The 26,528-nt window shown below is 50.1% G+C and carries 27 protein-coding genes; 15 read left to right on the forward strand and 12 right to left on the reverse strand.

Going from position 1 to position 26,528, the window contains the following annotated elements:
- The first annotated feature begins 216 nt into the window (after nt 1-216).
- Nucleotides 217-819, forward strand: a complete 603-nt coding sequence (locus GVJ32_RS17785) for a TetR/AcrR family transcriptional regulator (protein ID WP_159241427.1) — start codon at nt 217-219, stop codon at nt 817-819.
- Nucleotides 820-1,780: 961 nt separating this feature from the next.
- On the opposite strand, the gene GVJ32_RS17795 is transcribed toward GVJ32_RS17785, so the two are convergent.
- Nucleotides 1,781-2,737, reverse strand: coding sequence for an SDR family NAD(P)-dependent oxidoreductase (locus GVJ32_RS17795; protein ID WP_159241429.1), 957 nt, complete (start codon nt 2,735-2,737; stop codon nt 1,781-1,783).
- Nucleotides 2,738-2,863: 126 nt separating this feature from the next.
- Between GVJ32_RS17795 and GVJ32_RS17800 the strand changes: the two genes are divergently transcribed.
- Genes GVJ32_RS17800 through GVJ32_RS17810 form a run of 3 tightly spaced genes read left to right on the forward strand, consistent with a single transcriptional unit; the run spans nt 2,864 to nt 4,255 of the window.
- Nucleotides 2,864-3,094 carry a hypothetical protein gene (locus GVJ32_RS17800; protein WP_159241430.1) on the forward strand — a complete coding sequence of 77 codons (231 nt, stop codon included), beginning with the start codon at nt 2,864-2,866 and terminating at the stop codon, nt 3,092-3,094.
- Nucleotides 3,094-3,519, forward strand: a complete 426-nt coding sequence (locus GVJ32_RS17805; RefSeq protein WP_159241431.1) for a hypothetical protein — start codon at nt 3,094-3,096, stop codon at nt 3,517-3,519. The genes GVJ32_RS17800 and GVJ32_RS17805 overlap by 1 nt, the downstream gene beginning before the upstream one ends.
- Nucleotides 3,503-4,255: a hypothetical protein gene (locus tag GVJ32_RS17810; protein WP_159241432.1), complete on the forward strand. Its 753-nt coding sequence runs from the start codon at nt 3,503-3,505 to the stop codon at nt 4,253-4,255. Before GVJ32_RS17805 ends, GVJ32_RS17810 begins: the two co-directional genes overlap by 17 nt.
- A 62-nt stretch (nt 4,256-4,317) precedes the next feature.
- Here GVJ32_RS17810 and GVJ32_RS17815 read toward each other — a convergent pair whose 3' ends face one another.
- The gene (locus GVJ32_RS17815) at nt 4,318-5,190 is read right to left on the reverse strand and encodes a bile acid:sodium symporter family protein (RefSeq protein WP_159241433.1); all 873 of its coding nucleotides are present in this window, start codon (nt 5,188-5,190) and stop codon (nt 4,318-4,320) included.
- Between the two features lie 263 nt (nt 5,191-5,453).
- Here GVJ32_RS17815 and GVJ32_RS17820 point away from each other — a divergent pair, with 263 nt between their 5' ends.
- Nucleotides 5,454-7,562, forward strand: a complete 2,109-nt coding sequence (locus GVJ32_RS17820; RefSeq protein ID WP_159241434.1) for a TonB-dependent receptor — start codon at nt 5,454-5,456, stop codon at nt 7,560-7,562.
- A 31-nt stretch (nt 7,563-7,593) separates the two neighbouring features.
- On the opposite strand, the gene GVJ32_RS17825 is transcribed toward GVJ32_RS17820, so the two are convergent.
- Together GVJ32_RS17825 and GVJ32_RS17830 are read right to left on the reverse strand one after the other, a co-directional pair.
- Complete coding sequence (locus tag GVJ32_RS17825; RefSeq protein WP_159241435.1) at nt 7,594-8,625, reverse strand: NADP(H)-dependent aldo-keto reductase; 1,032 nt, start codon at nt 8,623-8,625, stop codon at nt 7,594-7,596.
- A gap of 11 nt (nt 8,626-8,636) precedes the next feature.
- Entirely contained in the window at nt 8,637-8,816 is a 180-nt protein-coding gene (locus tag GVJ32_RS17830) for a hypothetical protein (protein WP_159241436.1), read from the reverse strand.
- Nucleotides 8,817-8,820: 4 nt separating this feature from the next.
- On the opposite strand from GVJ32_RS17830, the gene GVJ32_RS17835 reads away from it, so the two are divergent.
- From GVJ32_RS17835 to GVJ32_RS17860, 6 genes are all read left to right on the forward strand, one after another.
- Nucleotides 8,821-9,156: a metalloregulator ArsR/SmtB family transcription factor gene (locus tag GVJ32_RS17835; protein ID WP_159241437.1), complete on the forward strand. Its 336-nt coding sequence runs from the start codon at nt 8,821-8,823 to the stop codon at nt 9,154-9,156.
- 14 nt (nt 9,157-9,170) lie between these two features.
- Entirely contained in the window at nt 9,171-9,662 is a 492-nt protein-coding gene (locus tag GVJ32_RS17840; RefSeq protein ID WP_159241438.1) for an arsenate reductase ArsC, read from the forward strand.
- Entirely contained in the window at nt 9,662-10,681 is a 1,020-nt protein-coding gene (arsB, locus tag GVJ32_RS17845; protein ID WP_159241439.1) for an ACR3 family arsenite efflux transporter, read from the forward strand. The genes GVJ32_RS17840 and arsB overlap by 1 nt, the downstream gene beginning before the upstream one ends.
- A gap of 30 nt (nt 10,682-10,711) precedes the next feature.
- Nucleotides 10,712-11,422 (forward strand): arsenical resistance protein ArsH, encoded by a 711-nt coding sequence (arsH, locus tag GVJ32_RS17850; RefSeq protein ID WP_159241440.1) that lies wholly within the window; start codon nt 10,712-10,714, stop codon nt 11,420-11,422.
- Nucleotides 11,423-11,702: 280 nt separating this feature from the next.
- Nucleotides 11,703-12,140, forward strand: a complete 438-nt coding sequence (locus GVJ32_RS17855; protein ID WP_159241441.1) for a MarR family winged helix-turn-helix transcriptional regulator — start codon at nt 11,703-11,705, stop codon at nt 12,138-12,140.
- 13 nt (nt 12,141-12,153) lie between these two features.
- Complete coding sequence (locus tag GVJ32_RS17860; RefSeq protein ID WP_159241442.1) at nt 12,154-12,906, forward strand: siderophore-interacting protein; 753 nt, start codon at nt 12,154-12,156, stop codon at nt 12,904-12,906.
- 49 nt (nt 12,907-12,955) lie between these two features.
- Here the strand turns inward: GVJ32_RS17860 and GVJ32_RS17865 are convergent, their stop codons facing one another.
- Both GVJ32_RS17865 and arsS read right to left on the reverse strand, forming a co-directional pair.
- A complete protein-coding gene (locus tag GVJ32_RS17865; RefSeq protein WP_159241443.1) occupies nt 12,956-13,396 on the reverse strand; it encodes a DUF2834 domain-containing protein in 441 nt (146 codons plus the stop codon).
- 48 nt (nt 13,397-13,444) lie between these two features.
- Nucleotides 13,445-14,398: an arsenosugar biosynthesis radical SAM (seleno)protein ArsS gene (gene arsS, locus GVJ32_RS17870; protein ID WP_159241444.1), complete on the reverse strand. Its 954-nt coding sequence runs from the start codon at nt 14,396-14,398 to the stop codon at nt 13,445-13,447.
- 343 nt (nt 14,399-14,741) lie between these two features.
- On the opposite strand from arsS, the gene purE reads away from it, so the two are divergent.
- Both purE and purK read left to right on the forward strand, forming a co-directional pair.
- Nucleotides 14,742-15,233, forward strand: coding sequence for a 5-(carboxyamino)imidazole ribonucleotide mutase (gene purE, locus GVJ32_RS17875; protein ID WP_159241445.1), 492 nt, complete (start codon nt 14,742-14,744; stop codon nt 15,231-15,233).
- The gene (gene purK, locus GVJ32_RS17880) at nt 15,233-16,306 is read left to right on the forward strand and encodes a 5-(carboxyamino)imidazole ribonucleotide synthase (RefSeq protein ID WP_159241446.1); all 1,074 of its coding nucleotides are present in this window, start codon (nt 15,233-15,235) and stop codon (nt 16,304-16,306) included. Before purE ends, purK begins: the two co-directional genes overlap by 1 nt.
- Nucleotides 16,307-16,347: 41 nt before the next feature.
- Here the strand turns inward: purK and GVJ32_RS17885 are convergent, their stop codons facing one another.
- From GVJ32_RS17885 to GVJ32_RS17900, 4 genes are all read right to left on the reverse strand, one after another.
- Nucleotides 16,348-17,298 (reverse strand): AEC family transporter, encoded by a 951-nt coding sequence (locus tag GVJ32_RS17885; RefSeq protein WP_159241447.1) that lies wholly within the window; start codon nt 17,296-17,298, stop codon nt 16,348-16,350.
- Between the two features lie 100 nt (nt 17,299-17,398).
- Nucleotides 17,399-17,779 carry a hypothetical protein gene (locus GVJ32_RS17890; protein ID WP_159241448.1) on the reverse strand — a complete coding sequence of 127 codons (381 nt, stop codon included), beginning with the start codon at nt 17,777-17,779 and terminating at the stop codon, nt 17,399-17,401.
- Nucleotides 17,780-17,807: 28 nt separating this feature from the next.
- Entirely contained in the window at nt 17,808-20,057 is a 2,250-nt protein-coding gene (locus GVJ32_RS17895) for a multiheme c-type cytochrome (protein ID WP_159241449.1), read from the reverse strand.
- A gap of 6 nt (nt 20,058-20,063) precedes the next feature.
- Nucleotides 20,064-21,803 carry an arylsulfatase gene (locus GVJ32_RS17900; protein ID WP_235035194.1) on the reverse strand — a complete coding sequence of 580 codons (1,740 nt, stop codon included), beginning with the start codon at nt 21,801-21,803 and terminating at the stop codon, nt 20,064-20,066.
- Nucleotides 21,804-21,968: 165 nt separating this feature from the next.
- Here GVJ32_RS17900 and GVJ32_RS17905 point away from each other — a divergent pair, with 165 nt between their 5' ends.
- A complete protein-coding gene (locus tag GVJ32_RS17905; protein WP_159241451.1) occupies nt 21,969-23,051 on the forward strand; it encodes an MBL fold metallo-hydrolase in 1,083 nt (360 codons plus the stop codon).
- 28 nt (nt 23,052-23,079) lie between these two features.
- Nucleotides 23,080-24,201, forward strand: a complete 1,122-nt coding sequence (locus GVJ32_RS17910; protein WP_159241452.1) for a glutathione S-transferase family protein — start codon at nt 23,080-23,082, stop codon at nt 24,199-24,201.
- 9 nt (nt 24,202-24,210) lie between these two features.
- Here GVJ32_RS17910 and GVJ32_RS17915 read toward each other — a convergent pair whose 3' ends face one another.
- Both GVJ32_RS17915 and GVJ32_RS17920 read right to left on the reverse strand, forming a co-directional pair.
- Nucleotides 24,211-24,858, reverse strand: a complete 648-nt coding sequence (locus tag GVJ32_RS17915) for a TetR/AcrR family transcriptional regulator (protein ID WP_159241453.1) — start codon at nt 24,856-24,858, stop codon at nt 24,211-24,213.
- A gap of 17 nt (nt 24,859-24,875) precedes the next feature.
- Nucleotides 24,876-26,513: a sulfatase-like hydrolase/transferase gene (locus tag GVJ32_RS17920; RefSeq protein WP_159241454.1), complete on the reverse strand. Its 1,638-nt coding sequence runs from the start codon at nt 26,511-26,513 to the stop codon at nt 24,876-24,878.
- Nucleotides 26,514-26,528 lie beyond the last annotated feature (15 nt).

Here is a 26,528-nt window from a genome sequence, read left to right on the forward strand (position 1 = left end):
CATACAGGCCACCGAACACCACATCGCTCAATCGCGCCCAGATGGCCAAGGTGTGATCAATTGAGCCTTGTATTCGTCAATTGACGACACTAAAGGTAGACTGTCGATCTACCATCAGTGTATCAAAAGTAGACCGATAGTCTACATAAATTGAAATTGAGACCCGACAGGCCAAATAAGGCACTGATAGTAAAGAGATTTTTATAAGGTTCAAAAATGTCAAAGCGTGAAGATCAGAAACAAAAAAACCGACAGAAGATTATCCAAGCCTATATAGAGCTGCTTGGAGAAATGAGTTTCCAGCAAATTTCCGTCACCGACATTTGCAAGCAAGCGAATGTAGCCAGAAAGACGCTATACGGCCATTTTTCAAGTAAGGAAGAAATACTCGATATTGTCAGCCAACAAGTCATGTTTACCGGAGCAATCAGCGCGTTTACTGACCCACTCAAAGAAGTTACAGGTACGCAAAACCGGATGAATCAAACCTTCACTCAGCTCAGTATCCCACTAAGCACTTATCAGGGAGAAAAGATTGAAGTATTTGTTCAGCTAATCCAGAACATGACAATGAGACTGTCAGCATATTCCGGTAAATTTTCAGAATATCGTGAGGCCGCCTTTCATTATTTTAACGAGTGCAAAAAAGATATCGATACAAATAACGACTTTGACATAGGCTTTATTGCTGACCTTACTGTAAATGCATCCGTGGGAATCATTTTAAGCTGGGTGAGTGACCCCAGCTATCCCGCCACACAAAGGATGCAGGAACTCAAGCAGCATATTGCGGACCTAATCCTTAAAAAAGACCATTAAAATTAAAATATGGCGCCATCAACAGACGCCCTATTTTTAAGTATAGATAAACTACAAATCATACCCACACTACAGGTATCAACGATTACTCAAGGCCGGACAAGCCACCTAATCCAGGCAGAGTACCGAAACCCGACATGCCACCCAAACTAAGGAGGTCGCCAAGCAAAGGTAGGCTACCCAATGCCAGCAGCGACTTAATATCAAGCATTTTCTCCAGCGACAGCAAAGGCTCTATATCGGGCAATGCTTTCGCACCCAGCAAATCCACATANCCAATACTTTGATCCAGCTCAGCAAGTACCGGAAGTTTGGCAAGAACACCAATCGGTGGATCGCCAATCACGGGCAAGGTGCGAACAATGGGTATGTTTAATTGCGCAAACGCTCCGCCACTGAATATTGCGCCACAAAGTCCTAGACTCAAAATAATTTTATTCCCACTTTTTTTCATGATTGCTCTCCTTCGTCAAAATTTAAATCTACAGCTTTATAATCTTCAATCTGCAAAAATATCCAGCCGTCGCCAAATGTAAAAGTCCGCACACCTTTTACAAATCTGCATTAGCTATGGCGACACGATTGATGCCCGGCCTTCCCATGTATTTTTTGGCTGTGGCAGAATTCAAATTCAGCGGCACCCCTCATTTCTATCGCTCAAAAATGATTGGCATTGTCGTCACTGACAAATATTGTTAATACCGATACTAGAAAAACTATGCTTGCCGCGCTTTTCACTCGGCGCAGACTTGTTATCCTTTTACGCAAATCGTCATAAATTTACGTCAAAATCAACAATCATAAACTTCAAAGCAGAACGGTAGCTGGAGGAGTACCGGCTCAAACTTTTTCAGAACTCGGCAAAACTGGGAAAACCAATATCAGCACTCACAGACCACAGAATGGAGCGCCTGCTTTATTATTAGAATATAGTCTTGATGAACTTTGAGGGCACGCGCGGCTATTCTTGATTTGCAGCCAACCAACTCTTTAATTCAAGCCAGAGCTTCTCAGCCACATCAGAATCATCCGCTTCCGTACTGGCCACGGCTATCTGCGCGTTGCGATAGTATTTTCCCGACATTAATACGCCTTTCGCTGCGGTGGCGCAGTGAATCTGGGTTTGAGCACCCTGCTTTGGGGTTTTCAGAAAAAGCTTTTCTACTGGCGCCAAGGCCTTGCGTATTTTTTCTATTATGCCGGTGTCAGCTAAACCTTTGCCTGCCACATTCGTGTATACCGCGCCGGGGTGTAGGCAATAACTAGTAACACCATCTTTAGAGAAATGGGTGTCAATACTACGCGTGAAATGCACCAAGGCTAACTTGGATTGTCCATACGCGTTCCACGAAGTATAAGGGCGCTGCGGATTAAAAAATTCACTGTTGAGCCCTTTACTATGCAGTTGTGAAACCACATTCACCACGCGACTATCGCCTGATGTCATTGCCGAATCTTGTAGTAAGGGCAGCAGACGATACGTTAAATGTGCAGTACCTAGATAATTAACGCGCCACTGAATTTCAAAACCATCGGCACTTAACTGCGGTGAGTCCCACCTAGACATGAGATCAAGATGGATTCCCGCATTATTAATAAGCACATCTAAAGCCAAATCCGTTTCTTTATAGGCTTGCACGAAAGATTCAACAGAATCATAGAGCGACAAATCTAAATCAAAGGCATGAATATTTTGATGGTAGCTACGATCCAAATGCTGGCACAAAGCCTCGGCAATCGCCGCGCTATTATTACGCACAGTGACGGATACCACCGCGCCCTGCTCCAGCAATTGCAATGCCGTGGCAAACCCCAAAGATCCTTCGGCACAACCAGTTACAAGAATATGACGCCCCTGCAAGCAACTAATTTCAGCCATTTTTGCACCGCTGATAAAGCCCTGTATTTTTCCAAACATGGCCTTCATAATCCTTTGTTATATCTAATAAAATATCTCATCAAACCATCGCTGGGATGGACTTACTATCAATACCTAGCCATCACAATTGGATACCAGCAACTAACGAGCAGCCCCTTCAAGCCCATGATTACACAAGCTAAAGACAAACTACTCAACAAATATCGCACGCGCATCCGCGAAGGCGCCATTGCCAACGCCAAGAAGCAACTTGCTATGAGAGGTGTCGCGCCGGGAGAGCTAGGGCCAGACGAGCTGGAGATTCTGGTACACGATGAAGAAGTTAAGCTGCGAGGCAGACTGAAAAATTACAGCCTTGCTGCGCTGATTGCCGCCTTAACACTAGGTCATTTTTAATGTTAATCCCCTTATTACGCAGCGGCGTGCTGTATATGATTTGGCGACGCCACATTAGGCAGCGCGCACTTGGCTTGGTGGTTACCGTACTCTTCGTTTTGGCGGTGAATTTAATTCACTCGGAAGCCGTCGCCTTCTTTAAAGCAACAGAACGACTCGATCTAACGCCGCTGGCTTTTTATTTTCGGTGGCTGGGCTGGCTAATGGCCGGGGTCGGCTATTTATGGTTTGTTGAACGGAAGATTTCCAAAGTCGCTAAAGTAGCCAAAACTCAGGGCACAGACTCTGGTAAAGCGAAAACCAAGCCGGTAGCCACAAAACCCGTCGAACAACACGATGGCTTCGATGCCTTACGCCATAACGCCCCTTTGCGCTCACGTGCAGACATCATGTTGGAACGGAAAAAACGTGACCAAACAGACTGAGCTCACGACGATACTGGCCGACTGGGACGAGCGCGACAAAACCATCATGGCTATTCTCTGCGATCTCGACGAAAACACCACGTCGACTAATGCCATTACCGAACAGATACGCTGGATGTACAACTCACGCACCAGACACAGCATCAAACGCAATTTTAAACGCGTAACAAGGCAAGACGTGACCAAGGACATGCCCTGTCCAACGTACGAAGTTTTATTAGCGGGCGCCGCTAAAAAGCTCGGCATTCACAAGCACTGCACATCAATAGACGAGCACGAACGCTACATTCCTCAAGCTGTAATTGTTGCGGCACTAACAAAAATGAATCCCGCGCAACGAGATCGTTTTTTTACTGAAGAATTTAATGCCTCACCCATGTGGGAAGCAGCAGGCATTAAAAGCCGTGAAATCGGTGGTCTCCGCACGGCGGCCAGCGTATTAGCACTGGCAAATGCATCTGGCTATGCAGTGTATGCCGGAGCTACCACAGCCCTCGGTTTTGCCACCCACGCAGTAGGTATAACACTACCCTATGCCGCTTACACGGGCTTATCGGCAACGATCGCTCAGCTCATTGGCCCGCCGGGCTGGCTCGCACTGGCAACCTATGGTTTTTTTAAAGTAACAGGCACCGACTGGAATAAATTGATGCCGGTGCTATTGACCATTATCGCCACAAAACACCGACATGAGATTTTACGGCGTCAGCACTCGCAACCAGAAAGCACGCCGTAAAGCAGTACCGCAAATTTATACCGCTTTCACGCAACGCCCAACACGAAGTAAAGATCCGCTATTTATACCTTTGTAGCCGCAACGGTAGACCGCCCAAACGCAACCAAACCCGCGCCAAAAACATACATGGTTAGTCCGTATACCATTGACGGAATCGCCATTTCCTGCGAGCCAAGAATGGTGGTCGCGACAAGAATCCCGATGGTGCTGTTTTTTATTCCTAGCTCTACCGCAATCGCCAGCTGATCCACTTTTGCCACACCCGCAATACGCGCTATAGCAAAGCCTGCACCTATTCCCACGGTGTTAAGAAGCAAGCACGCAGGTCCTGCTTGAATCAGCAGACCTAAGAGCTGATCACGCAGACCGTAAGATATAAGTACAATCAAACCCAGTAACACCACCGCGCCAAAACCATTTAGGGGCTTTTCCGCGCGGGCGGCAAGATTAGGCGCCTTGGCTCGAATAAGCATACCAATGCCCGTGGGCAGCAATACAATAATCACCAACATGGCAATGGTGTCGACGACCGGCATGGTGACATTAGCGGACTGCCCAAGCTGCCAACTCAAGGCCTGATTGACCAATAACGGCAAAGTCATAATGGTGGCAATGCTGGCTATGGCGGTAACCACAATCGATAACGCCACATTTCCTCTCGCTAAATAGGTAATAACGTTAGACGTCGCACCGCCGGGGCATGCCGCTAATATCACCAAACCAACAGCAATCGCGGGAGATAAATCCAAGCTCCACGCCACCAAAAACCCAAGAGCAGGCAAAACCAACAATTGCCCAACGCTACCCGCAATGGCCGCTCGTGGAAGCCGAGCCTCTTTGGCAAAATCACCAAGTGTTAAACCAAGCCCCATACCGATCATGATGATAAAAAGAGAAACTGGTAAACCAATACTAATAAACACACTCTGTTCCATAGGTTTTCTTCTTTATTGTTAGAATGAAATAACTCTCATACCGCAGTTTAGGCTTAAACGCTGTGTTTATCTGTTACAAAGGTGACAACTTCTGCTAAACCATCGAATTATTTAAACCGTCGACGCCTGCGCGCTGCACCCAATAAACGGTATCAACAAAACCTCAGCATTACTAAATAGTAATAATTATCATTTGTACCTTCAGTAGTGTTAATCTAAGAACTCACTCATCGCCTCCAACTTCCCAGCGTCGGACTCAAGCCATGTTATCTATGCGATACGCACTCGCAGCCACAGTACTCTGCACCCCATTCGTCACCGTTGTCGCCGAAACCACCAACACAAAAAAGATCGAAGAAGTGCTGGTAACTGGCGACCCAATGAGGCGCAACAGTTTAGACACTGTTTCCAGCATTAGCATCGTGCCTGAAGATCAGCTACGCGCACTGAATATTCGCGACCTTTACGATCTTCTATTACGTAGCCCCAACTTAAACGCCGCGCGGGAAGACAAATTCTCGGTGCGCGGTATTGCCAATGAAGGCATTGGTCCAGGGGGCACCGGCCGTCCAACAGTGAGCATTTTTATTGACGGTGCGCGGCAACCTGGCCGTGGTATTGCCAATAGCTGGGACGTACGGCAAATAGAATTTTACCGCGGCCCGCAATCCACCGCCTTTGGCCCCGGCTCACTAGCCGGCGCCGTTGTTGTTCAAACCCGTGATCCGTCAAATGAAGAATACAGCGGCGAAATAAAAGTCGGCGCCAGCAATTATGGCGGCCGTGAAGCAGGTATTGCGCTGGGTGGGCCGCTAATCGGTGGCCTTGCATTTCGCTACGCCGCAGAAACAAATCAAACCGACGGCGAAGTCACCAACACCACTCTAAACGACGATGAATGGCAGGCTCGCAAGCGTTATATGCAGCGTTTAAAACTAAGCTGGGATGCCAATGAATGGTATTCCGCCATGCTGACCATTCAAGACAGCAAGCTGCGGGAAGGCAATGAATACCTCCCCCCAGAAACCGCTGAAGATGGCATTTCTACCGACAACGTCGACGGCTTTTACGATGACAACAGCCAACTCTGGGTACTGAGCCAACACGCCGAACTCAGCAATGAGCTGCGCCTAAGCCTCATTGCCAGCCACTCTGAGAACTACAACCAACGCAAAGGCGACTACGATATTTCTGACGACAACAACGGCTATTTCATTAATACCGTCAACACCGAAAACGACGCCGTAGAAGTTCGCCTGCAATACCAAAGCTCTTTAATCAAAGCCGTCGCTGGCCTGTACTACAGCAGCGACGAGCTAGTCGGCACCTCAAGCTCAATTGATCTACCTTACAATGTTAGCGGTATGCAATTACGTGCCGACGCTGACTTAGCTGCAGATCGCGACGCGACTACCCGTGCCATATACAGCGAAGCCGATATTAATTTAAGCACGCGCTGGACCCTGACCCTCGGCGCACGCTATGAAGAAAATGAAGCCAAAAACCGCAGTGCATTTATTGTTACCGGCGCAGAGTTAATCGACCCCGTCACCGGCACCACCATCCCCGGCGATATCAGCCCAGTGTTAAAGCCCATACTCGACAACGACACCAGCGCCCCTAGCGGCGACGACGTTCTGCTGCCAAAAGTAGCAGTGAGCTTTCAAATTAATGACGAATTAAGTGCATTTTTTACCCGCAGCCAAGGCTATCGTGCCGGTTCGGTAGATTTTGTTAGCTCAGGCAATTCCCCTAGCTACGGGCCGGAATACACCAACAACTATGATCTTGGCGTAAAGTTTCAGCGCGGTAGTTGGTTTGTGCAGGGTACGGTATTTCGCATTGACTACGATGACATGCAAATTGGTGTGCGCGTTGACGCCTCTAACTTTCGTACCGACAACGCCGGTGAAGCAAAATCAGAAGGGGCCGAACTGGAGTTTCGCGGCGAACTTGGCAAGGGCTTTAGCGTATTCGGCGGCATTGGTTATGTAGACACCGCATTTGTTGAATACGAAGATGACGGCGTAAATTACGCAGGCAATCACTTCCCCAACGCACCGCGCAACACCGCCAACCTCAGCTTGCGCTACGCAATTGACAAAGGTTTTTATAGCGATATTAGCTGGTCAAGAACTGACGACAGCTATATAGATCGCGAGAACACGCCCACATTACTAGCTGATGCTCGCGATTTATTTGGCGCCCGTATTGGCTATCAAGGTGAGCACTTTGGCGCAGAATTATATGGCCAAAATCTAACGGATAAATTCTATATTACAGATCGCTTCAACAGCCCCTCACTGGGCATTAACGCCGTTTACGTTGGTGACCCAAAGGAAATCGGCGCGCGTATTACATATAAGTTTTAATCTGCAATTACCCAGCCCTGCGCCAGCTTTGCTACGGCGCAGGATTAGGTATGCGCCGATGAATTGCCTCAATCTCTTCCATAACATCATCACTAAGCTGCAATTCCGAACTATCTATATTTTCCTTTAATTGCAGCATTGTCGTTGCGCCAATAATATTGCTCGTCAAAAAACTTTGCCCCGTCACGAAGGCCAAGGCCATCTGCGCGGGAGACAGTTGATGACGCTCCGCCAGCGCGACATAAGCCTCGCTGGCCGCCACGGCCTGTGGATTGCTATAGCGCTGAAAACGCTCAAACAAAGTTATACGAGCATCAACTGGGCGAGCCCCATTGCGGTATTTTCCACTTAGCATTCCAAACGCCATTGGTGAATATGCCAGCAAGCCGACGTCTTCGCGAATAGCCATTTCAGCCAAACCAATTTCGAAGGTGCGATTCAGCAAACTGTAAGGATTTTGAATACTCGCTATGCGCGGCAAGCCATATTGCTCGGCCAAATTTAAATAGCTCATCAAACCCCAAGGCGTTTCATTGCTAATACCAATGGCCTTTACCACACCGCTGTTAAACAACTCCGATAGTGTTTCTAATATCTCATGCAAATCACGTTCGGCATCGTCAGCACCGTGTTGATAACCCAATTTGCCGAAAAAATTTGTTGCCCTATTGGGCCAATGGATTTGATACAAATCGATATAGTCCGTCTGCAACCGCGCCAAACTCCCTTCTATGGCGTTCAAAATACCGCTGCGACCAAGCGGTTTACCTTCGCGCACATGCGGGTGGCCGGGGCCAGTTGCCTTACTGGCCAGCACTATCTCCTTGCGTTTACCACTTTGTCGAAACCACTCACCGATATACTCCTCGGTCTTACCTTGGGTTTCAGGGACTGGCGGCACGGGGTACATTTCAGCGGTGTCAAAAAAGTTAATACCCCGCGACACCGCATAATCCATTTGCTCACATGCGTCATCCAGCGTGTTTTGTTCACCCCATGTCATAGTGCCTAAACAAATCTCACTAACGCTAATTCCCGTTCGTCCCAATTCACGCGTTTTCATTTGAGCTCCTCTTAATTCAATTGTCTATTTTCGCCATATTCATCAAATGTATTTTCTAAGTGTACGGCAATTTCGCCTGCCATGAACAACACCAAGGCCGTCACATTGAACACATCAAATACTAATATATGGATATACATATATTCAAATTTACGATAGCATTCCCGCAACATCAACAAAGTAAGCTTCATTCGCATGAACCCAGAACAGCTTTTTAAATGTCTAGCAGACGAAACGCGCTTGCTGTCCACCCTGTTAATTCAGGCCGAGGGCGAGCTTTGCGTGTGCGAGTTAATGNAAGCGCTGGAAGACAGCCAACCCAAAATCTCGCGGCATTTGGCCCAGTTAAGAAACTGCGGAATTCTCACCGATAGACGTGATCGTCAGTGGGTCTACTATCGTTTACACCCGCAACTACCACAATGGGTGACAGATATTCTTGCCACAACATATGCCGCCCAGCTGGAACGATTAAAACCCTGCTTACAGAAATTAAAAACCATGGACTGTCGCCCCGAAAGCTGCACATAAATTAAGAGGATTACATGAATATATTATTTATCTGCACCCATAATCGCTGCCGCAGCATTCTGTGCGAAGCCATTAGCAATCACTTCAATGATCCGCGCATTCAAGCCTTCAGCGCCGGCAGCCAACCCGCCGGCGAAGTGCACCCGCTGTCATTGAAACATCTCGCCGCACACGGTATTTCAACGGCTAATTTACGCAGCCAATCCTGGGATGACTTTGCCGATCAAACCATCGATATTGCCATTACCGTCTGCGATAGTGCCGCAGGTGAAAGCTGCCCACTGTGGCTGGGAGGCTCACCAAAAGTGCATTGGGGACTTAGCGACCCATCCAAACTCAACGGCAGCGATGCAGAAATTGACGCCGCATTTAATGACTGCATCGCTTCAATTCAAGCGCGAATAAAAGCACTGCTGGCGCTCGATTTAGAACAGCTAAGCAAGACCGAACTCATCGCGTCTTTAAAACAAATTCATACTAATGCCTCGGAAGGGAGCCTCATCTAATGGGTCTATTTGAACGCTACTTAAGTGTCTGGGTTGGGCTCTGCATCATCGCAGGTTTGCTCTTAGGTAATATCGTGCCAGAACTATTCCAACTCATTGCGAGTATGGAAATCGCCCACGTTAACTTACCCGTCGCGCTATTTATTTGGGTAATGATTTACCCAATGATGGTGCAAGTCGATTTTTCATCCATCAAAGACGTTGGCAAAAAGCCCAAGGGCTTAGCTTTAACACTGGTGATTAATTGGCTGATCAAACCCTTTACCATGGCTGCGCTGGGTTGGTTATTTTTCCGCGTGCTGTTTGCCGACTGGGTAGACCCGCAAACTGCGACTGAGTATATCGCCGGTATGATTTTACTTGGCGTAGCGCCCTGTACTGCGATGGTCTTCGTCTGGAGCCAACTCACTAAAGGTGACGCCAACTACACACTGGCGCAAGTCTCGATTAACGATGTCATCATGGTTTTTGCTTTTGCGCCTATTGCCGCATTTTTGCTGGGTATTAGCGATGTTACTGTGCCGTGGGATACCTTATTACTATCTGTTGTACTCTATGTGCTTATTCCACTCATAGCTGGTGTGCTAACCCGCCGCGCACTCGACAAACCCGACAACCACAAACACCTACAGAATTTTTTAGACCGAGTAAAACCCATCTCAATAAGCGGTCTATTGGCCACCGTCATACTATTATTTGGCTTTCAAGCAGAAGTCATTATGCAAAACCCTATTTCGATAGTACTGATTGCTATACCACTGCTAATCCAAACCTACGGCATATTCGCCATTGCATTTTACGGCGCAAAAGCCCTGCGCCTACCCCACAATATTGCAGGACCAGCCTGCCTTATTGGCACGTCCAACTTTTTTGAACTGGCCGTCGCCGTCGCCATATCCTTATTCGGATTACACTCCGGTGCGGCACTGGCAACTGTGGTCGGGGTATTAGTAGAAGTCCCCGTCATGTTGTCACTGGTCGCGCTAATAAACCACAGTCGCGACAGCTTCCCAGCCTAAACACACATCTACTTTATTAACGGAAATACGATGAGCGATCTTCAACATATCGACGCCGACTTACTCAAGCCAATCGACACGAGTAAATTATTTAAAAGATTAGAGCATCCACCAAAAATATTGCTGCTCTACGGCTCAGTGCGGGAACGCTCCTTTAGCCGACTCGCCACCGAAGAAGCCGCGCGCTTGCTAGAATTTTTCGGCGCCGAAACGCGTATTTTCAACCCATCTGGCTTGCCGCTCCCCGACGACTGCGACGCCAACCACCCAAAGGTTCAAGAATTAAGAGAACTCGCCAGCTGGTGCGAAGGCATGGTGTGGTGCTCACCCGAGCGCCACGGCGCAATGACCGGGATCATGAAAGCACAAATAGATTGGATTCCACTTTCCATTGGCGCAGTACGCCCAACCCAAGGTAAAACCCTTGCGGTCATGCAGGTCTGCGGTGGCTCACAAAGCTTCAATGCGGTGAATCAATTACGCGTGTTAGGCCGCTGGATGCGCATGGTCACCATACCCAACCAATCATCCGTCGCCAAAGCGTGGCTGGAGTTTGACGAGAATGACCGTATGAAACCGTCCTCATACTACGACCGCATAGTGGACGTAATGGAAGAGCTAGTGAAGTTCACATTACTCACCAGAGGCAGCGCGGACTATTTTGTAGACCGCTACTCCGAGCGCAAAGAAGACCTCGCTGAATTTAAAAAGCGCATCGCCCAGCGCACAGAAACCAACTAAATATATGCCGAAGCTAGACCACGACATGTCGTGGTCTAGCTTCTCTGCCCCCACACGATAAATCCATTCGGCTTACTCGCCTCATCGCCAAAAATTGCCATCGCAGTAATAGCGACAAAACCAGATCACGCCAAAGCCCCGTTATATTATTTATTACGCTCCCTGTACGACAGAACCGCGATATTACTGCGTCTTCCGACATACCCCGCACAGTAAAGTAGTTGACATAGTCAATCAATATAAATATAGTTGACCATATCAACCAATATGGAATTTCAATATGCCGCCCCTTGCTCTGAACGAGATTTTGCACAGCCTTACCCACGCCTACAAATCGGGGTTACGCGCAGGTGTTAAAGAACATCAAATTCCACTACCCATCACGCACATACGCGCGCTAAAAGGCATTCGCCGCAATCCACACTGCACAGCACAGTCAATTGCTCAGCGTATGCAACGCGACAAGGCGCAAATCACCCGAGTGCTAAACGAACTGCTGCAGGACGGCTTTATCAGCAAATCAGATAACCCTGAGGATCGCCGCAGCCAACTACTTCATCTTACAAAAGCAGGAGAAAAAATCGTCGCCCAGCTCGACACCATTGAACAGAAAACCAGCTGCGCGATGACCGCCAACCTTAGCGATGAGGAAATGACATTATTTATTCGTATCGCCAATACCATGATTAGCAATCTCAGCGCAGACACGTCGCAATAAAAGGAACACCCCCATGAACAAACCCGCACCCAGAACACTCGATGTCATTCGCAGCAGCCAACTTAGCCCGCACATGCTCAGAGTCACCCTCGGCGGCGAGGGCATGACTAACTTCCCGGCAGATCAAGCAAGCGCCTATATAAAGCTTATTTTTCCGCAGGGTGACAACGCCAAACCACTAATGCGAACCTACACTGTACGCCAGCAACGCCAACACGAAATTGACGTAGACTTCGTCATCCACGATGCCGACGGCCCCGCCTCAGCATGGGCGCGCTCAGCGCAAACAGGAGATCAAATACTCATTGGCGGCCCCGGCCCTAAAAAGCTGATAGATGCGGAAGCAGATTGGTTTCTTATGGTGGGCGATATGACGGCCCTTCCCGCCATAAGCGTGAATATAACATTGCTGCCCCAGCGTGCCCGCGGCTACGTAGTCATTGAAGTGCCTGACAAAGAAGACATTCAAGAACTGCCTGTGCCAGACAATATTAACGTGCATTGGCTGATCAATCCCCAACCAGACCCCAGCCGTGAAACGTTGCTGAACTACGTAGAGAATTTAAAATGGCTACCGGGAAAAGTGTCGGCGTGGGTTGCCTGTGAATTTAATTCTATGCGCCAATTGCGCAAGTATCTAAAACAAACCCAGCAATTAAACAAAGAGCAGTTATATATTTCCAGCTATTGGAAAATAGGCAATGACGAAGATCAGCACAAAGTAGAAAAACGGCAAGACGCTGACCAACTAGAAATGGCGACGTAACGGTCGCCTTAATTAATGTCAGCCTATAGCAACATACAAACAGAAGGGTTCACAACACCGCATAACTAGCCAGCACCGCTGTTAAAAACAAACACAGCAAGGCAACAAGGTCTACACTTTTTATTTTATACGACACCGCTGATGATTCCTTTGCGGCCAACTTCAACTCTCTAGCCGCCATAAACAAAGGAAAGGCGACACTGATAGCAATAACAACACCCCCAATAACATAGAGGTAGATATATTTAACCCCTAAGCGCCTGCCCTCAATAAACATCCACACATTACAGACAAAAGCTAAAAATAAAATATCTATGGTTAAAAATTTTCCCGCTGGATTCGCATTAAATAATGCGTCGTTCCAAAATTTTATATTTGCATTTACAAAGCCATCACCTAAATACGCAGGCACATGAATCCAGGTCATAATGAGCGCTAATAATGCGCTTATTAAATAGACGATGACTAATGGCTTAGCTTTTAATTCCATGTTAATTCCTTATTATTTTATTAAAGTATTTAGCGCATTCCACGCACCTTACAAGGCACCACCGCAGCTACTACCTTGCCCGGCAGTACATCCGAAGCAATGATCGGCAATAGCGATCTCACTACCTGCAATATCCACATTCAAAAGATCACGCAAATGCCTGCTCTCTTTACCCAGCACCGGCAAATCTAGCTGCTGATTAAAATCACAGTCATATAGATTTCCCAGCCAATCTACGCTCACCAAATTACGGCACATGAGTGAAGCTAAATTTTCTTCGCTAAAATTATTTTTCAGCAAGTCCATATAGGGTTTAAATTCGCCTTTAGATACCAAGGTAGAACCAAAGCGCTTGATGGGCATATTGGCCAAAGCAAATAGATTGCTAAATTCAATACCGAAGTGGGCGCGCAGCTCCCGCCGATAATCTGCCTCTAATGCCTGTTGATTTGGCGGTAGCGATGCGCCCTGCGGGTTATAAACCAAATTCAACACCAAACCCGAGTCAGGCATGCCATAGCCCAAGGAATTTAATAATTGCAGACCAGCAATACTTTTGTCGAATACGCCTTCACCGCGCTGTGCATCCACATTTTTTAGGGAGTAACAGGGCAAGGAAGCCACGATCTCAACCTTATTTGCTGCTAAAAATTCGGCCAAGCCCTCCTGACCCGGCTCAAACAATATCGTCAGATTACAGCGATCAATAACTTTAACGCCGATGTCAGTAGCAGCACTGACCAACTCTCGGAATTGCTCATGTAGCTCTGGCGCACCACCTGTTAAGTCGAGGGTTTGTATATTTCTGGCCGCCAGCACCTCAGGAATAAGCGCGATGAGTTCTGCCGGCATCATTTCTGTCCGTGTTGGCCCAGCATTAACATGGCAATGTAAGCAGCGCTGATTGCATTTATAGCCAAGGTTGACCTGTAAGGTATCCAGCGGCTTTCGCGTTATTGCGGGAAAATCTGTCAGCTCTAAAAGTGCCAGGGTATCGTGCATTTTCGCCTCTATTTATCTATCCGTTACACACTGACTCAGCAACGTCGTCAATGTTACAAACTGGGTAATTTCAGCTTCTACGACCACGATATGGCAACAGGCCACACTGCAAAGCAGTCTAAGGTATTAACACCGTCTTTTTGGCCAAAAAATATACTGTTTAGAAAACCTCAATATCGAATTATTTTTCTTATACTTACAATAACTTAGCACATAAGGCGGGTCTAACCTCATCAAAATCAACACACTAAAATTGATGTTTTGACGAGTTTTACACTGATATTCGGCCTAAAACCAAGAATTCCCGTATAATACGCCGCTTTCACGCGAAGAGAGCAAAGCAATGACCGCAAAAGTTGCCCTGATCATGGGCTCAAAAAGTGACTGGGAAACAATGCGCCCAGCCACCGAGATCATGAGCGAACTTGGCGTGGAGCACCACGTAGAAGTGGTCTCGGCGCATCGCACTCCGGACAAACTAATGGAATTTGCCAGCCAGGCCGTAGACCGTGGCTTTGACGTCATTATTGCCGGCGCCGGCGGCGCGGCGCACTTACCGGGCATGGTGGCAGCCAAAACTCGCCTACCTGTGCTGGGTGTGCCGGTGCAAAGCAAGGCGCTAAACGGTGTCGACAGCTTACTTTCTATCGCCCAAATGCCTAAAGGCATTGCCGTTGGCACCTTGGCGATCGGCAGCGCCGGCGCTTTTAATGCTGGCCTCATGGCCTGTCAGATTTTGGCACTTACTGACGCTGATTTAGCTATGCGACTTGACGCCTTCCGCGCGAAGCAGACCCAGGACGTGTTAGACAATCCGGATCCGAGGGACGCTTAATGCCGACGGTTTGGGTTCTCGGCGCCGGACAATTAGGTGCCATGCTAAAGCAGGCTGCATATCCATTGGCGCTCCGCGTCGAGCCCGTTGAGCCTGAGAGCGAACAGCTACCAGCGATCAAAGACGGTGACATCATTACCGTTGAGCGCGAGCAGTGGCCAGACACAGCCGTAACCCGCCACATGAGCCAGCAATCTGGCTTTATGAACGCGGATATTTTTGGCAAGATCGCCGACCGCTTCCATCAAAAAACCATGCTCGACACCCTCGGCATTAACACCGCGCCGTGGCGTTCTGTCGAAGTAGATACCCAAGCCAAATCACTTCATGCGGCCTTAGGCCCCGACGTTTTATTAAAACGCCGCGAAGGTGGTTATGACGGCAAGGGCCAGTTTTGGCTTTACCAAGACAAGGGGCTCGACGTTCCTAGCGATTGGTTAGGCACCGGCATCGCCGAAAAGAAAATCCCTTTTAATGAAGAATTGTCGCTGGTTGGTGCGCGGGACAAAGACGGCAATAAAGTCTTTTATCCTTTAACGCTGAATCTGCACCGCAACGGCATTTTAATGGCGTCTGTTGCGCCGCTTGCTAGGGTTGATCACCTGCAAGGCAAGGCCGAGTCGATGCTTGGCAAAATTATGGATGCCGCTGACTACATTGGCGTTATGGCGATGGAATGCTTCCGCGTTGGCGAGGAACTCATCGTCAACGAACTTGCACCGCGCGTTCACAATAGCGGTCACTGGACCCAAGCCGGTGCCTGTGTCAGCCAGTTTGAAATGCATTTACGCGCAGTAAGTGGCCTGCCCATTAAAGCACCCGAAGTGCGCGGCCAAAGCGTGATGATCAATGTGATTGGTGTTGAGCGCGAAACCAACTGGTTAAAAATTCCATCTACCCAGTGCTACTGGTATGGCAAAGACGTTCGCCCCGGACGCAAGCTTGGCCATATCAATATCAATCATCCCAAGAAGAGCGCCGTGCAAACCGCACTGAATGAGCTGCGTAATTTATTGCCCGAAAACTACGGCGATGTTTTTGACTGGGTAAAAGAAGAACTCTCTAGCCTTTAATTGCGTGTTTAAGCTCCGCTTAGCCAGCGGAGCTTGCTGCACTACAGCAATGCAAAACCATGCAGTACCATCATCAATACGCTCGTTGTAAACAGCGAACCTATCGTCGTCAGCACAATAATATTTGCCGCTAAGGCCGAATTACCGCCCATTGCTCGCACCATAATATAGCTCGCTGCGGCGGAAGGTGCCGATGACATCAAAGCCAACACCCCTAATTCCAAGCCCCTAAACCCAACTGAGATACCGGCTGCAATTAGCAGCAAAGGCACGATCATTAATTTACAGACCGCACTAATCATTGCGCTGCGAAAATCCGCTCGCAAGGCTCTAAAATCCAAACTCGCCCCCGTGCATATTAATGCCAAGGGCAGAGTCATTTGCGAGAAATAGCCACCGCTCTGAACCAATAGCTCAGGAAGCTCCCACTCTAAGCCCGCAACAAATAAAGCTGCAACAATACTTATAATTAAGGGGTTACGAGCAATACCTTTCAGCGTTGAAGCGACACCGCCACGGTGATTCAAAGACCGATTAAGGGTAATAACCGCCAAAATATTAAATAAAATTGTAACCAAACCCAAATACAAAGACGCCGCCACCAGCCCCGCGTCACCAAACGCGTTTACGCAATAGGCTAGCCCGATGATTCCCATATTAGAGCGAAAACCACCCTGCACCACCACGCCGCGATCTTCACGCTTTGGCACCATGGCCGCCGCCAATAATTCCAACATTAAATAAGCGATCAGTGTGCCAACCAAGCCCAACACGACCAGAGAAATATTTGCAGAGTCAGCAATATGAGTCTGACTAATATTTAAAAACAGCAGCGCGGGTAAGGTAACGTTGAAAACCAGCTTAGAACCGACGTCGATAAAGTTGTCGTTAATCAGACCAACACGCCGCAGGTAAACGCCTAGGGCCAGCACCACAAAAATGGGGCCGGTGATCGAAAATGAAAAGGCGAGTGATTGTAAAAAATCGTGCATGGAATAAGTTCTTAGATATTCAAGAATAGTGACGGCAAATCCACCACTAGCTTACCATGCACGACAATCTATACCGTTAAGAAAAACACGACAGCGCTAACTACTCGGCCGAGCGCTCAAATTGCTTTGCCGCTACCAATAAAATAACTGCAATGACGACTTCCACCGCAATCATATCCACGGTCAGCGCCGCGCCCTGCACCGCCCACGCAATCAACCGGAACAGCGCTGCAACACCCAAAGTGGTAGCCGAAACATACAGAAAAATTGGCGCTTTATGCCAAACACCAAATAACACCCAAAGCCCGCCGGTAAAAAAGAAAGCGCCAAAGTCGCCAATTTGCGAGCTGCGCCCAACACCGTCAGACAAAGCCATTCCCAAGGTCGCGGCGGCTGCCTGCGGATCAATTAACCAGCGTAAACCCAAGATTATGAATAATAGCCCTAACACCCACAGCAGCACATTCAATAATTTCGTCATCATTATTATCCTATTTTAATAGCATTTTTTATTGGGCGGTCTGACCGAGCTGCCATCGTAAGCGCTGCTCAATCGCCGCCGCCCGAGGGTTATTCGGCACCAGTTTTCGCCAGCGCAGAACATAGGGTAAAGCCTGTCTCGGCGATTGATAATTCACCGCATACAAACTTAGTAGCTCTAACAATTCGCGGCGCGAACCTTGGCGCTGCAAGGCGTGTTCAAGGGCGGCAATCGCCGCCTGAGGCTGGCCAGATTGTTCCAGCGCCACGGCTTGGGCATAAGCGTAATTACTGTTCATCGGAGCCAGCTCCACAGCATGAATGATGGCTTTCAATCCATCGTCCAGCTTGCGCTGTCGAAAGTAGCTCATACTCAAAGCATAGGAAATAGCAGCATCATCATTTAGCGTCCGCGCCGATAGCAGCACAGTTTGTGCCTGCCCTTCGTCGCCGCGCTGCCGATGCAGATCGGCAAGATTTATGGACGCTGGCGCATAAGTGGCATCTATACGCAGCGCCTGTCGATAGGCCTGTTCTGCAAGTTCAATTTTACCCAGTGACAGTGACAAATTCCCCAGCGCCATCTGCGACGCAGGGTGGTCGGCATTACGCAGCAGTGACTGCCGGTACTCGTCTACATACAGAGACAGACGCTTACGAGGCTCCCCCTTCAGACTACCGCTAGACAATGCCTCGGCCAGTGCTCGAGTAACGGCGATTCTCACAGACTTGCTCTGGCTATCAAGATAAGGCAACAAGATTGGCAAGCGCTCTTCGAGCGGTAGCCGCTCCAGAATCTCCACCGCCGCCCCTTGCAGAGCCGGATCACCACGTTGCATTTGTTGTCGAGCCAACTCGCTGAGGGCTGGATCATCTATTCGTGCCCCCACCCCCGCCATCACACTCGCCTGCCGAAACGTCAAACCCTGCGGATCCGTGACGTACTCCAATAGCTTGGGTAAGCTTGCCAGTGCACCGCGATCTAACTCGCTCAGCCACATTGCCACATCATTCACATCAGGATTACTACCCAGAGTTTGCGCGCGCAACCAGTCCGCGCCTTTGTCCTCATGGCACTGACTACAAACATTGGGCACACTTATCGCCTCACTTAACGCATGACTGGGAATTCCAAAACGATGGTCACGCCGTGCGTCCACGCCCATATAAAGCTTGGACGGCATATGGCAGTTCACACACTGCGCGCCACTGCTATTTTCAGCGTGGCCATGATGCTGTCGTTGGTTGTAATTACTCGGTAAGTGGCACTGAGCGCAAAGGGCATTACCTTCAACCTTAAGTGCAAGCGAATGGGGATTGTGACAATCACTACACACCACGCCAGCGTCATGCATTTTGCTTTGCATAAAAGAACCGACAACAAACACTTCAGCATCGATCTGGCCATCAAGATGGTAAAGAGGCGTATTAGGCAACATCAAGCTTAGGTGGTCTGCCAACTGTGAATCCAATTGCCAGTTATCAATACGGGTGCCTAGACTGTGACACTGACCACAAGCCGAAAGCTGGCGCCCAAAGGGGCGATCACGACGCTGGGCAATAGTGGCACCTTCAGAAAAATGCCAAGTGCCCCGCTCAGCCAACGTGGCGGAAAATCCGCCATGGGCGATCGAGGAAGGCTGCTTACCCTTCAGCCACTGACCGTGACCGCTCGCATCGCCATGGCAAGCTTGGCAACTGACATTAATAAATTGCCAGTGAGTATCAAAGCGATTCTGCTCAGGACTATAGCCCTTTTCCAAACCGGTAGAATGGCATTCCGCACAACTGGTATTCCAGGTAAACGCGTAATGATCCCAGCCCAGATCAGAGTCCAGCCCGTACCAGCGCTGACCGCCCTCTGCCTTACTGCGACTGTCCCAGGCAATGGGCAGCGCTTGCATGCGCCCACCCGACATCGCAACCAAATATTGTTGCAGCGGATAGACACCAAACGTGTACCGCGCTTCCAGCCGACGCAACGCCTGTTCAGGCTCATTTAGGGTAATCCAGAAGCGGCCACCATCCTTCAAAAACCGATAACGTAAGCCTTGATGCTCCAGTGACTGACCGTCGAAGGCACCAAGTACCGTCTGCTCACTAGCTACCTGCATAGCGGCGGCATGTTGTGATGCCTGCCATTGTTTAAACTCGGACTGATGACAAGCAGCACAACTCTCAGGCTGATTGGCTACAGCAGGTGCAGGTGATGTCTCCGCCCACGCAATGCAGCAGTACAAGCTGATGAATACCGCCCACGCGGCCATACGGTATAGCAAAGCCAGCTAGCCTCTATTTTTGTTACGTCGCCGGCGAATACCGACATACATCAGCACGGCTATAATCAGTAGTGCAGAAATCCATTCCCTTTTTCTTGCCATAATCGAATTCCAACTCACTTGTTGAAGCTGATCATAACCATCTGGTACGGGTAGCACACCGTTGCGCCGCGCATACTCCTCATAGTCAGCCTGCATTTCTGCAAACCGCTCTGGCATGCTCGCAGCCAGATCGCGGCTCTCTCCAGGATCATCAACAATATTATATAAATGCCAATGACCGTCACTGGCGGGGGGCAAGTTTTTTACGAGTTTGTAATCCCCCTTGAACAAGGCCGCATTACCGCCCAATTCATAACCAAGGGTGTCATGCTCCCACCTTACTCTATCATCTTGCCCAAGCAGCAGAGGCAGCAAACTTTTGCCTGTTGGCTGACGATACTGCGCTCTCGGCATAGAAGCGCCGCTTAGTTCGAGCAAGGTCGGCACAATATCGGTGACATGGGTTAGCGCGGATGATAGCTGCCCTCTTGGCTCCACCCCCGCACCGGCGATAATCATTGGCACCCGCAGGCCGCCCTCCCCAGCATAGTATTTGTAGTACGACAGCGGCGAAGCTGCCGCACTCGCAAAACTCGGACCGATCACCACATAGCTGTCGGGTTCGCCCAACGTTTCGTAATCCGTGTTGTAGCCCATCGCCTTCATCCACAAGAAAAAGGGCAAGCCAAACTGGCCAACCGGATCTGCCGGCTCAGGGCCGTTGTCCGACATAAAAACAAACACCGTATTATCGTATTCCCCTATGGATTTCAGGTGCGCAACAAGACGGCCAATATGATGATCCATCGCCTGAACCATGCCCGCATAGACCGCCATACGTCTCGCCCAATCGCGCTGCTCAACTTCGGTGAGCGCGCCCCAATCGGCGGTGCTATCCATCTCAAGCAAAGTAGCTGACGACGACACCAGCCCAGCCGCCACTGCAGCCCTATAACGCTGTTGCCGCAGCGCCGACCAACCTTGCTGATACTGTGCTTCATACATCGCGCGGTACTCCGCCGGCGCCTGCACGGGAATATGCACCGCCTGAAAAGCGAGGTAGGAGAAAAACGGTTGGCCGTCACCATGCTGACTGTCGATCTGTGCAATGGCTTGATCGACGATATATTCCGATGAATAGAAATTCTCCGGCAACTGGTGGGGCTGATCATCTTTGTACCAGTTTGCAGCGCGGTACATCGGTAAATAAGGGCGCTGGGACCAGTTGTCCGCCCCGCTTTCCGCCAAAATAACGCTGCGCTCAAAGCCGCGTTGATTCGGCAGGCGACTAGGGTCTTTACCCAGATGCCATTTCCCCGACACATAGGTGTGATAACCGCGATCACGCAGCAGCGTCGCCACGGTCTGCACTTGGTGAGACAGCACCCCGTCGTAGCCATTACGACCCAACTGACTTGGCGGCATCGCCTCTGGAATATTCGGCACGCCATTTAAATGACTGTCCACACCGGTCAACAGCATCGCCCGCGTCGGCGCACAACTAGCGGCGACATGGTGATTAGTAAAGCGTATGCCATTCTCCGCCAGCGCCGCCAAACTCGGTGTAGAAATTTCACTGGCAAAGGGCTGAATATCCGTAAAACCAAGGTCGTCGGCCAGAATCAAAACAATATTGGGAGTTGCCGCTTCTGAGACGGAAGGCATCAATATTAGTAACAAGCAGCAAAGATTTCGCCTCAACACTGGGCACATCCTCTTATCATTATTTTTATTGTTGGCCTACGGCGCCTGAACACTAAAGCGCGCCGCACTCAGCTACGCTAAGCGCATTCGGCCATTTATTTACACGATGTAAACTTTAATGCAGAATGACGCAAACTGTCCAGTCATAACAACGAGAATAACGCAATGACAACACGTTCGAAATTCAGCATTGTATTGCTATTGTTGATCATCGCCGGTGCAGGCTTTTTCTGGAAGTTCGGCGACCAGCTTGTGCTGAAATTGATGCAGCGACAAGTGGAAAACACCCTCAGCAACCGTTTTATGGATGAGCTTCCTGACGGCTTGCATGTCTACATATGCGGCGCTGGCTCACCCATCCCCGACCCTCATCGCGCCGGCCCTTGCACCGCTGTGATCGCCGGCAACAATCTGTATATTGTCGATGCCGGCAGCGGCAGCATTCGCAATATCGGTCCCGCCGGACTCTCTGCTGGTCACACCAAAGCGGTATTGCTCACCCACTTCCACTCCGACCATATTGACGCATTAGGCGAACTCTCGGTGCAACGTTGGGCTGGCGGCCATCGCGATGAACCGCTAAACGTCTACGGGCCAACAGGTGTTAAACACGTTGTTGACGGCTTTAATCTGGCCTACACCCAAGACACGCAATACCGCATTGACCACCACGGCGCCCATACCGTCATACCCTCAGGCGCCGGTCTAAAAGCCCACACTTTTGCGGAAATGGGCAGCATGGACAGCGCTGTGATTATTGAAGATGCGGGACTGCGTATTACCGCGTTTACCGTCGACCATTACCCCATCCCCAACGCCGTTGGCTACCGTTTTGACTACAAGGGGCGCAGCGTGGTGATTTCTGGCGACACAAGTAAAAGTGCCAATGTTGAAGCGATGGCAGCGGGAGCAGATTTACTACTTCACGAAGCGCTATCACCGCAATTGGTAAACCTCATGCAAGCGGCTGCAAAGGAAGTCGGCGCTAAACACATGGCACAAATTTCAGAGGATATTCTCAACTACCACACCACGCCCCAGCAAGCCGCTGACATTGCTCAGGCCGCAGGGGTCAAGTACCTAGCACTGAACCACATTGTTCCCGGCCTCCCTTTACGCTACCTAGAAAAGCTGTTTATTCAGGGTAGCGCCAAGCATTACAAAGGCCCGATTAGCATCACCCGCGATGGCGACTTTTTCAGCCTGCCTGTCAACAGCAGTGATATTCACACCGACACCTTGCTGTAACCCTAATTCACGAGCTTCGGACACGACTATGAATCACCAACAAGACTATATTCTGATCGCTACACAGTACTCCTACTACTCCGCCAAAGTACGCGCCTGCTTGCAATACAAACGCCTGCCCTACACCGAGCGGGCCAGCAATTTTCAGGCGCTCTTTCAGGATGTATTGCCCCGCACCGGCGAAGCTAAATTCCCGGTGGTGTTATGCCCCGACGGCGACCTGCTGAACGACAGCTGCGACATCGTCGAGGCATTGGAGAAACGCCACCCAGAGCGACCGCTTTCCCCCGAAGACCCCGTGCTAAAACTAGCTTGCCTGTTGCTAGAAACCCTATGCGATGAGTTTTTTATCGCACCACTTATTTACTACCGCTGGATTCCCGAAGACACTCGCCAGTGGGCGCTGGGCATGTTCCAAACGGTTTTACATACCGACCTTGACGACCCCGCTCTGCGAGAACAGTCTGCGGGAATATCCGATATAGTCGCCGAGGGTATACAGGCTAAGGTGCGCAAGCTGGGCCAAGATCGAGAAGACGTACAAGCGCTGAGTCGACAACTTACCCACCGCATTTTAGATGCCATCGAACAACGCTTAAACCAGCAACGCTTTCTGCTCGGCAAGCGGCCTTCTCTAGCAGATGTGGCACTGATGAATGGCCTGTTTGGTCACATTTATATGGACCCCTGCGACGCCGGCGAATACCTCCGTCGCCACTGTACCAAGCTGTCGATGTGGATGATGCGCATGCATGCCGCTGCGGGTGAAGCCAGCGATGGCCAGCTGGACAATGACCCACAGCTAGCGGAATTTCTCGCCCAACTCGCCACCCCCTTTGCAGCAATGGCGCAAGCTGTGTGGCATGCCGTGGCGAAAGGTATTAGCAGCGCCGACAGCGATACACTGCCACCCTCCTTCGGTCCACTTTCCGTTATGATCGAAGGGGTAGAAGTCTCGTCTGCCAGCTCACCTTATGTAGCTTGGAAATTACAACGGGTGATGAATGCTTACCGAGAATTATCACTTGAAGACCAACAGCGCGCCGACACTCTGCTTGCCGACACTGGCTTCCTGCCGCTGTTGAAAACCGACCCAGAGTGGCACTTAGAAAAAGCCGGCACAGCTATTCGCTGGGTGGCAAAAAAATAAAGGCAAACACTAGGAGGCGGGTTTATTGCTCACAGGGGGCAAACCCGCCTTGTCGCCAGATTTGAACCGTTTCAACATCCACAACAGCAATTCAAGCGCGCTATCTTTATCCATCTCACCGTCGCTCACTAGGCTGTAGCTGCCCCAAAACAACATGTCGATCATAAAACCGATATGTCGCCGCTGACTGTCCGCCAAACCCTCACCGACCAAGCCCGGTATCGCCGCCGCCGGCACATCGGCGCTAATGCGACGAATCATTCTCGCTGCTTTGGCAATGGGTTCATCGGCGTTATAAGGGGTAAACAAAATCGTCCACAGGGCGCGCACGCGGCCAGCGGACAGGTCTTCGTGATAGTGTCGGTGCTGAGCCTGCACAGCCTGCTCAATATTATTTGGCTGCTGATTAAAATCCGCCTGCGAGTCTTGATAAAGACTGCCAAACAAATGCTTGATGGTTTCTAGCAGTAATTCATCTATTGCCGGAAAATGCTGATACACCAATTGCCGACTCACCTCCGCCCGCTCGGCAAGCGAAATCATGGTCAGCCCCGGCCAACCCTGCTCGTCTACAATCGTCGCCGCCGCCTCTAAGAGTTGCTGCCTGCGCTGCTGCCGATTTAGGTAATTGCGCTTTGCCGTTTTTTTCTCCGCCATATCAGCGTGGTGTCCTGTCAATTTGGCCAGTAAATATATTCGTCATCCGTTGTTGCTGGCTCAGCCATCGTCTTATCTATCAACACCGGCAGGCTGACAACCGATGGCCAGCGCGAGTCCTGCTGCTGGCTATTATGCTCAGCCAGTTGCGCCGTCATACGCGCCACCACATCCGGTTTATCCGCCGCCAGATTATGTATCTCCAAGGGATCGTCCTTGAGGTTGTACAACCAGATTTTATTCGGATTTGGTGAACGCATCAGCTTCCAGTCGCCAGCTCGAACGCCCTGATAGTCGCCCTCCCGCCAGAAAATCGCCTCGTGGGGCAGGCCCTGCTTATCCCCGCTCAAATAAGGCAATAGATCCACGCTGTCCAATACTCGCTCTGCAGGCAGCCCCGCCTTAGCGGCGGTAGCGACAGTGGCGAACACATCCAAATGCGAAACCGGTGCATCATACCGCAAGCCCGGCGATAACTGTTGCGGCCAGCGTACATAAAACGGAACGCGGACGCCGCCCTCAAAATAACTCAGCTTCCACCCCCGAAACGGTGCGTTTAAATCCGGCAAGCCCAGATACCCCGGCGCGCCGTTGTCGCTGGTAAAAATCACCAGCGTATTGTCGTCAATACCGTTATCTACCAGCGCCTGCATCACCCTATCCACACTGCGATCCAATGCGCGCAGCATGGCGCTATATACCCGCAAACGGTGATCTTGAATATGCGCTAGCGCGTCGTAATCGGCCTTTAAAGCCTGCAGCGGTGAATGCACTCCCCAATGCGCTAAATAAAGGAAAAACGGCCTATCCTTATTCGCCTCAATCGCGCTAATAGCTTGGTCGGTATAGTAGTCGGTAAGATAGCCTTTGGGGGCGAAGGCCGGCCCACCATTATAGGAGGCGGCATAGCGCATTTTCAGCCATATCGCCTGATCCAGCGGGTCGAAATCTTGCCGAGCATTGACCACCTGCGGATCGTCTACCGGTAAATACAAGCCGCTCTCCATCAGCAGGCTCTCGTCAAAACCTTGATGCTCAGGACGCATCCCCTGATCGCGCCCCAAATGCCATTTGCCAATATGCAGGGTGTGGTATCCCGCCGCCTGCAACTGCTCCGCCAACGTTATTTCTTCGGTTGGCATGCCCATAGACTGAAACGTTGGCAGACGATCCACCGCCGCCATATCCACCTCTGGCTGGTGAACGGCGTCAGAGTTTTGCGGCAATATATTGAACATTTTTGCAAAGCTGCGCGGTGCCGGTGTGAACTCAAAACCAAAGCGCGTTGAATAGCGGCCGGTCATCAACATCGCCCGTGACGGCGCACAGACGGCATTGCCCGCGTAAGCGCTGCTGAAAGAAACGCCCTGTTGGGCCAAAGAATCAATAGCAGGCGTTGGCAAGGTGGCCTGTTGACCGCCGTGAAAACTAATATCATTGAAACCTAGGTCATCCGCCACAATGAGGATGATGTTTGGCCGCTTATCGGCGGGGGCGTGTTCACCCCGTTGCCAATTAACCGGCTGATTTTCTAATACCGGATTCCGAAGATTATCGAGCCCAATCACGGTTCGCAGCAGCCACTCTGCTCGGTAGGGCCAAGCAACTAGCACGAGGAGTAATACCACAATCACTGCGAGCAGGATTTTCTTCATTATTATTGTTCCTTC

It is taken from the genome of Zhongshania aliphaticivorans, from assembly GCF_902705855.1.
GTDB lineage: Bacteria > Pseudomonadota > Gammaproteobacteria > Pseudomonadales > Spongiibacteraceae > Spongiibacter > Spongiibacter aliphaticivorans_B.

Excerpts from the sequence above, each read along its gene's own strand:
- GVJ32_RS17785 (WP_159241427.1), top strand. The coding sequence starts at position 217 with ATGTCAAAGCGTGAAGATCAGAAACAAAAAAACCGACAGAAGATTATC.
- GVJ32_RS17795 (WP_159241429.1), bottom strand. The coding sequence starts at position 2,737 with ATGTTTGGAAAAATACAGGGCTTTATCAGCGGTGCAAAAATGGCTGAA.
- GVJ32_RS17800 (WP_159241430.1), top strand. The coding sequence starts at position 2,864 with ATGATTACACAAGCTAAAGACAAACTACTCAACAAATATCGCACGCGC.
- GVJ32_RS17805 (WP_159241431.1), top strand. The coding sequence starts at position 3,094 with ATGTTAATCCCCTTATTACGCAGCGGCGTGCTGTATATGATTTGGCGA.
- GVJ32_RS17815 (WP_159241433.1), bottom strand. The coding sequence starts at position 5,190 with ATGGAACAGAGTGTGTTTATTAGTATTGGTTTACCAGTTTCTCTTTTT.
- GVJ32_RS17820 (WP_159241434.1), top strand. The coding sequence starts at position 5,454 with ATGTTATCTATGCGATACGCACTCGCAGCCACAGTACTCTGCACCCCA.
- GVJ32_RS17825 (WP_159241435.1), bottom strand. The coding sequence starts at position 8,625 with ATGAAAACGCGTGAATTGGGACGAACGGGAATTAGCGTTAGTGAGATT.
- GVJ32_RS17830 (WP_159241436.1), bottom strand. The coding sequence starts at position 8,816 with ATGAAGCTTACTTTGTTGATGTTGCGGGAATGCTATCGTAAATTTGAA.
- GVJ32_RS17840 (WP_159241438.1), top strand. The coding sequence starts at position 9,171 with ATGAATATATTATTTATCTGCACCCATAATCGCTGCCGCAGCATTCTG.
- arsB (WP_159241439.1), top strand. The coding sequence starts at position 9,662 with ATGGGTCTATTTGAACGCTACTTAAGTGTCTGGGTTGGGCTCTGCATC.
- arsH (WP_159241440.1), top strand. The coding sequence starts at position 10,712 with ATGAGCGATCTTCAACATATCGACGCCGACTTACTCAAGCCAATCGAC.
- GVJ32_RS17855 (WP_159241441.1), top strand. The coding sequence starts at position 11,703 with ATGCCGCCCCTTGCTCTGAACGAGATTTTGCACAGCCTTACCCACGCC.
- GVJ32_RS17860 (WP_159241442.1), top strand. The coding sequence starts at position 12,154 with ATGAACAAACCCGCACCCAGAACACTCGATGTCATTCGCAGCAGCCAA.
- GVJ32_RS17865 (WP_159241443.1), bottom strand. The coding sequence starts at position 13,396 with ATGGAATTAAAAGCTAAGCCATTAGTCATCGTCTATTTAATAAGCGCA.
- arsS (WP_159241444.1), bottom strand. The coding sequence starts at position 14,398 with ATGCACGATACCCTGGCACTTTTAGAGCTGACAGATTTTCCCGCAATA.
- purE (WP_159241445.1), top strand. The coding sequence starts at position 14,742 with ATGACCGCAAAAGTTGCCCTGATCATGGGCTCAAAAAGTGACTGGGAA.
- purK (WP_159241446.1), top strand. The coding sequence starts at position 15,233 with ATGCCGACGGTTTGGGTTCTCGGCGCCGGACAATTAGGTGCCATGCTA.
- GVJ32_RS17885 (WP_159241447.1), bottom strand. The coding sequence starts at position 17,298 with ATGCACGATTTTTTACAATCACTCGCCTTTTCATTTTCGATCACCGGC.
- GVJ32_RS17890 (WP_159241448.1), bottom strand. The coding sequence starts at position 17,779 with ATGACGAAATTATTGAATGTGCTGCTGTGGGTGTTAGGGCTATTATTC.
- GVJ32_RS17905 (WP_159241451.1), top strand. The coding sequence starts at position 21,969 with ATGACAACACGTTCGAAATTCAGCATTGTATTGCTATTGTTGATCATC.
- GVJ32_RS17910 (WP_159241452.1), top strand. The coding sequence starts at position 23,080 with ATGAATCACCAACAAGACTATATTCTGATCGCTACACAGTACTCCTAC.
- GVJ32_RS17915 (WP_159241453.1), bottom strand. The coding sequence starts at position 24,858 with ATGGCGGAGAAAAAAACGGCAAAGCGCAATTACCTAAATCGGCAGCAG.
- GVJ32_RS17920 (WP_159241454.1), bottom strand. The coding sequence starts at position 26,513 with ATGAAGAAAATCCTGCTCGCAGTGATTGTGGTATTACTCCTCGTGCTA.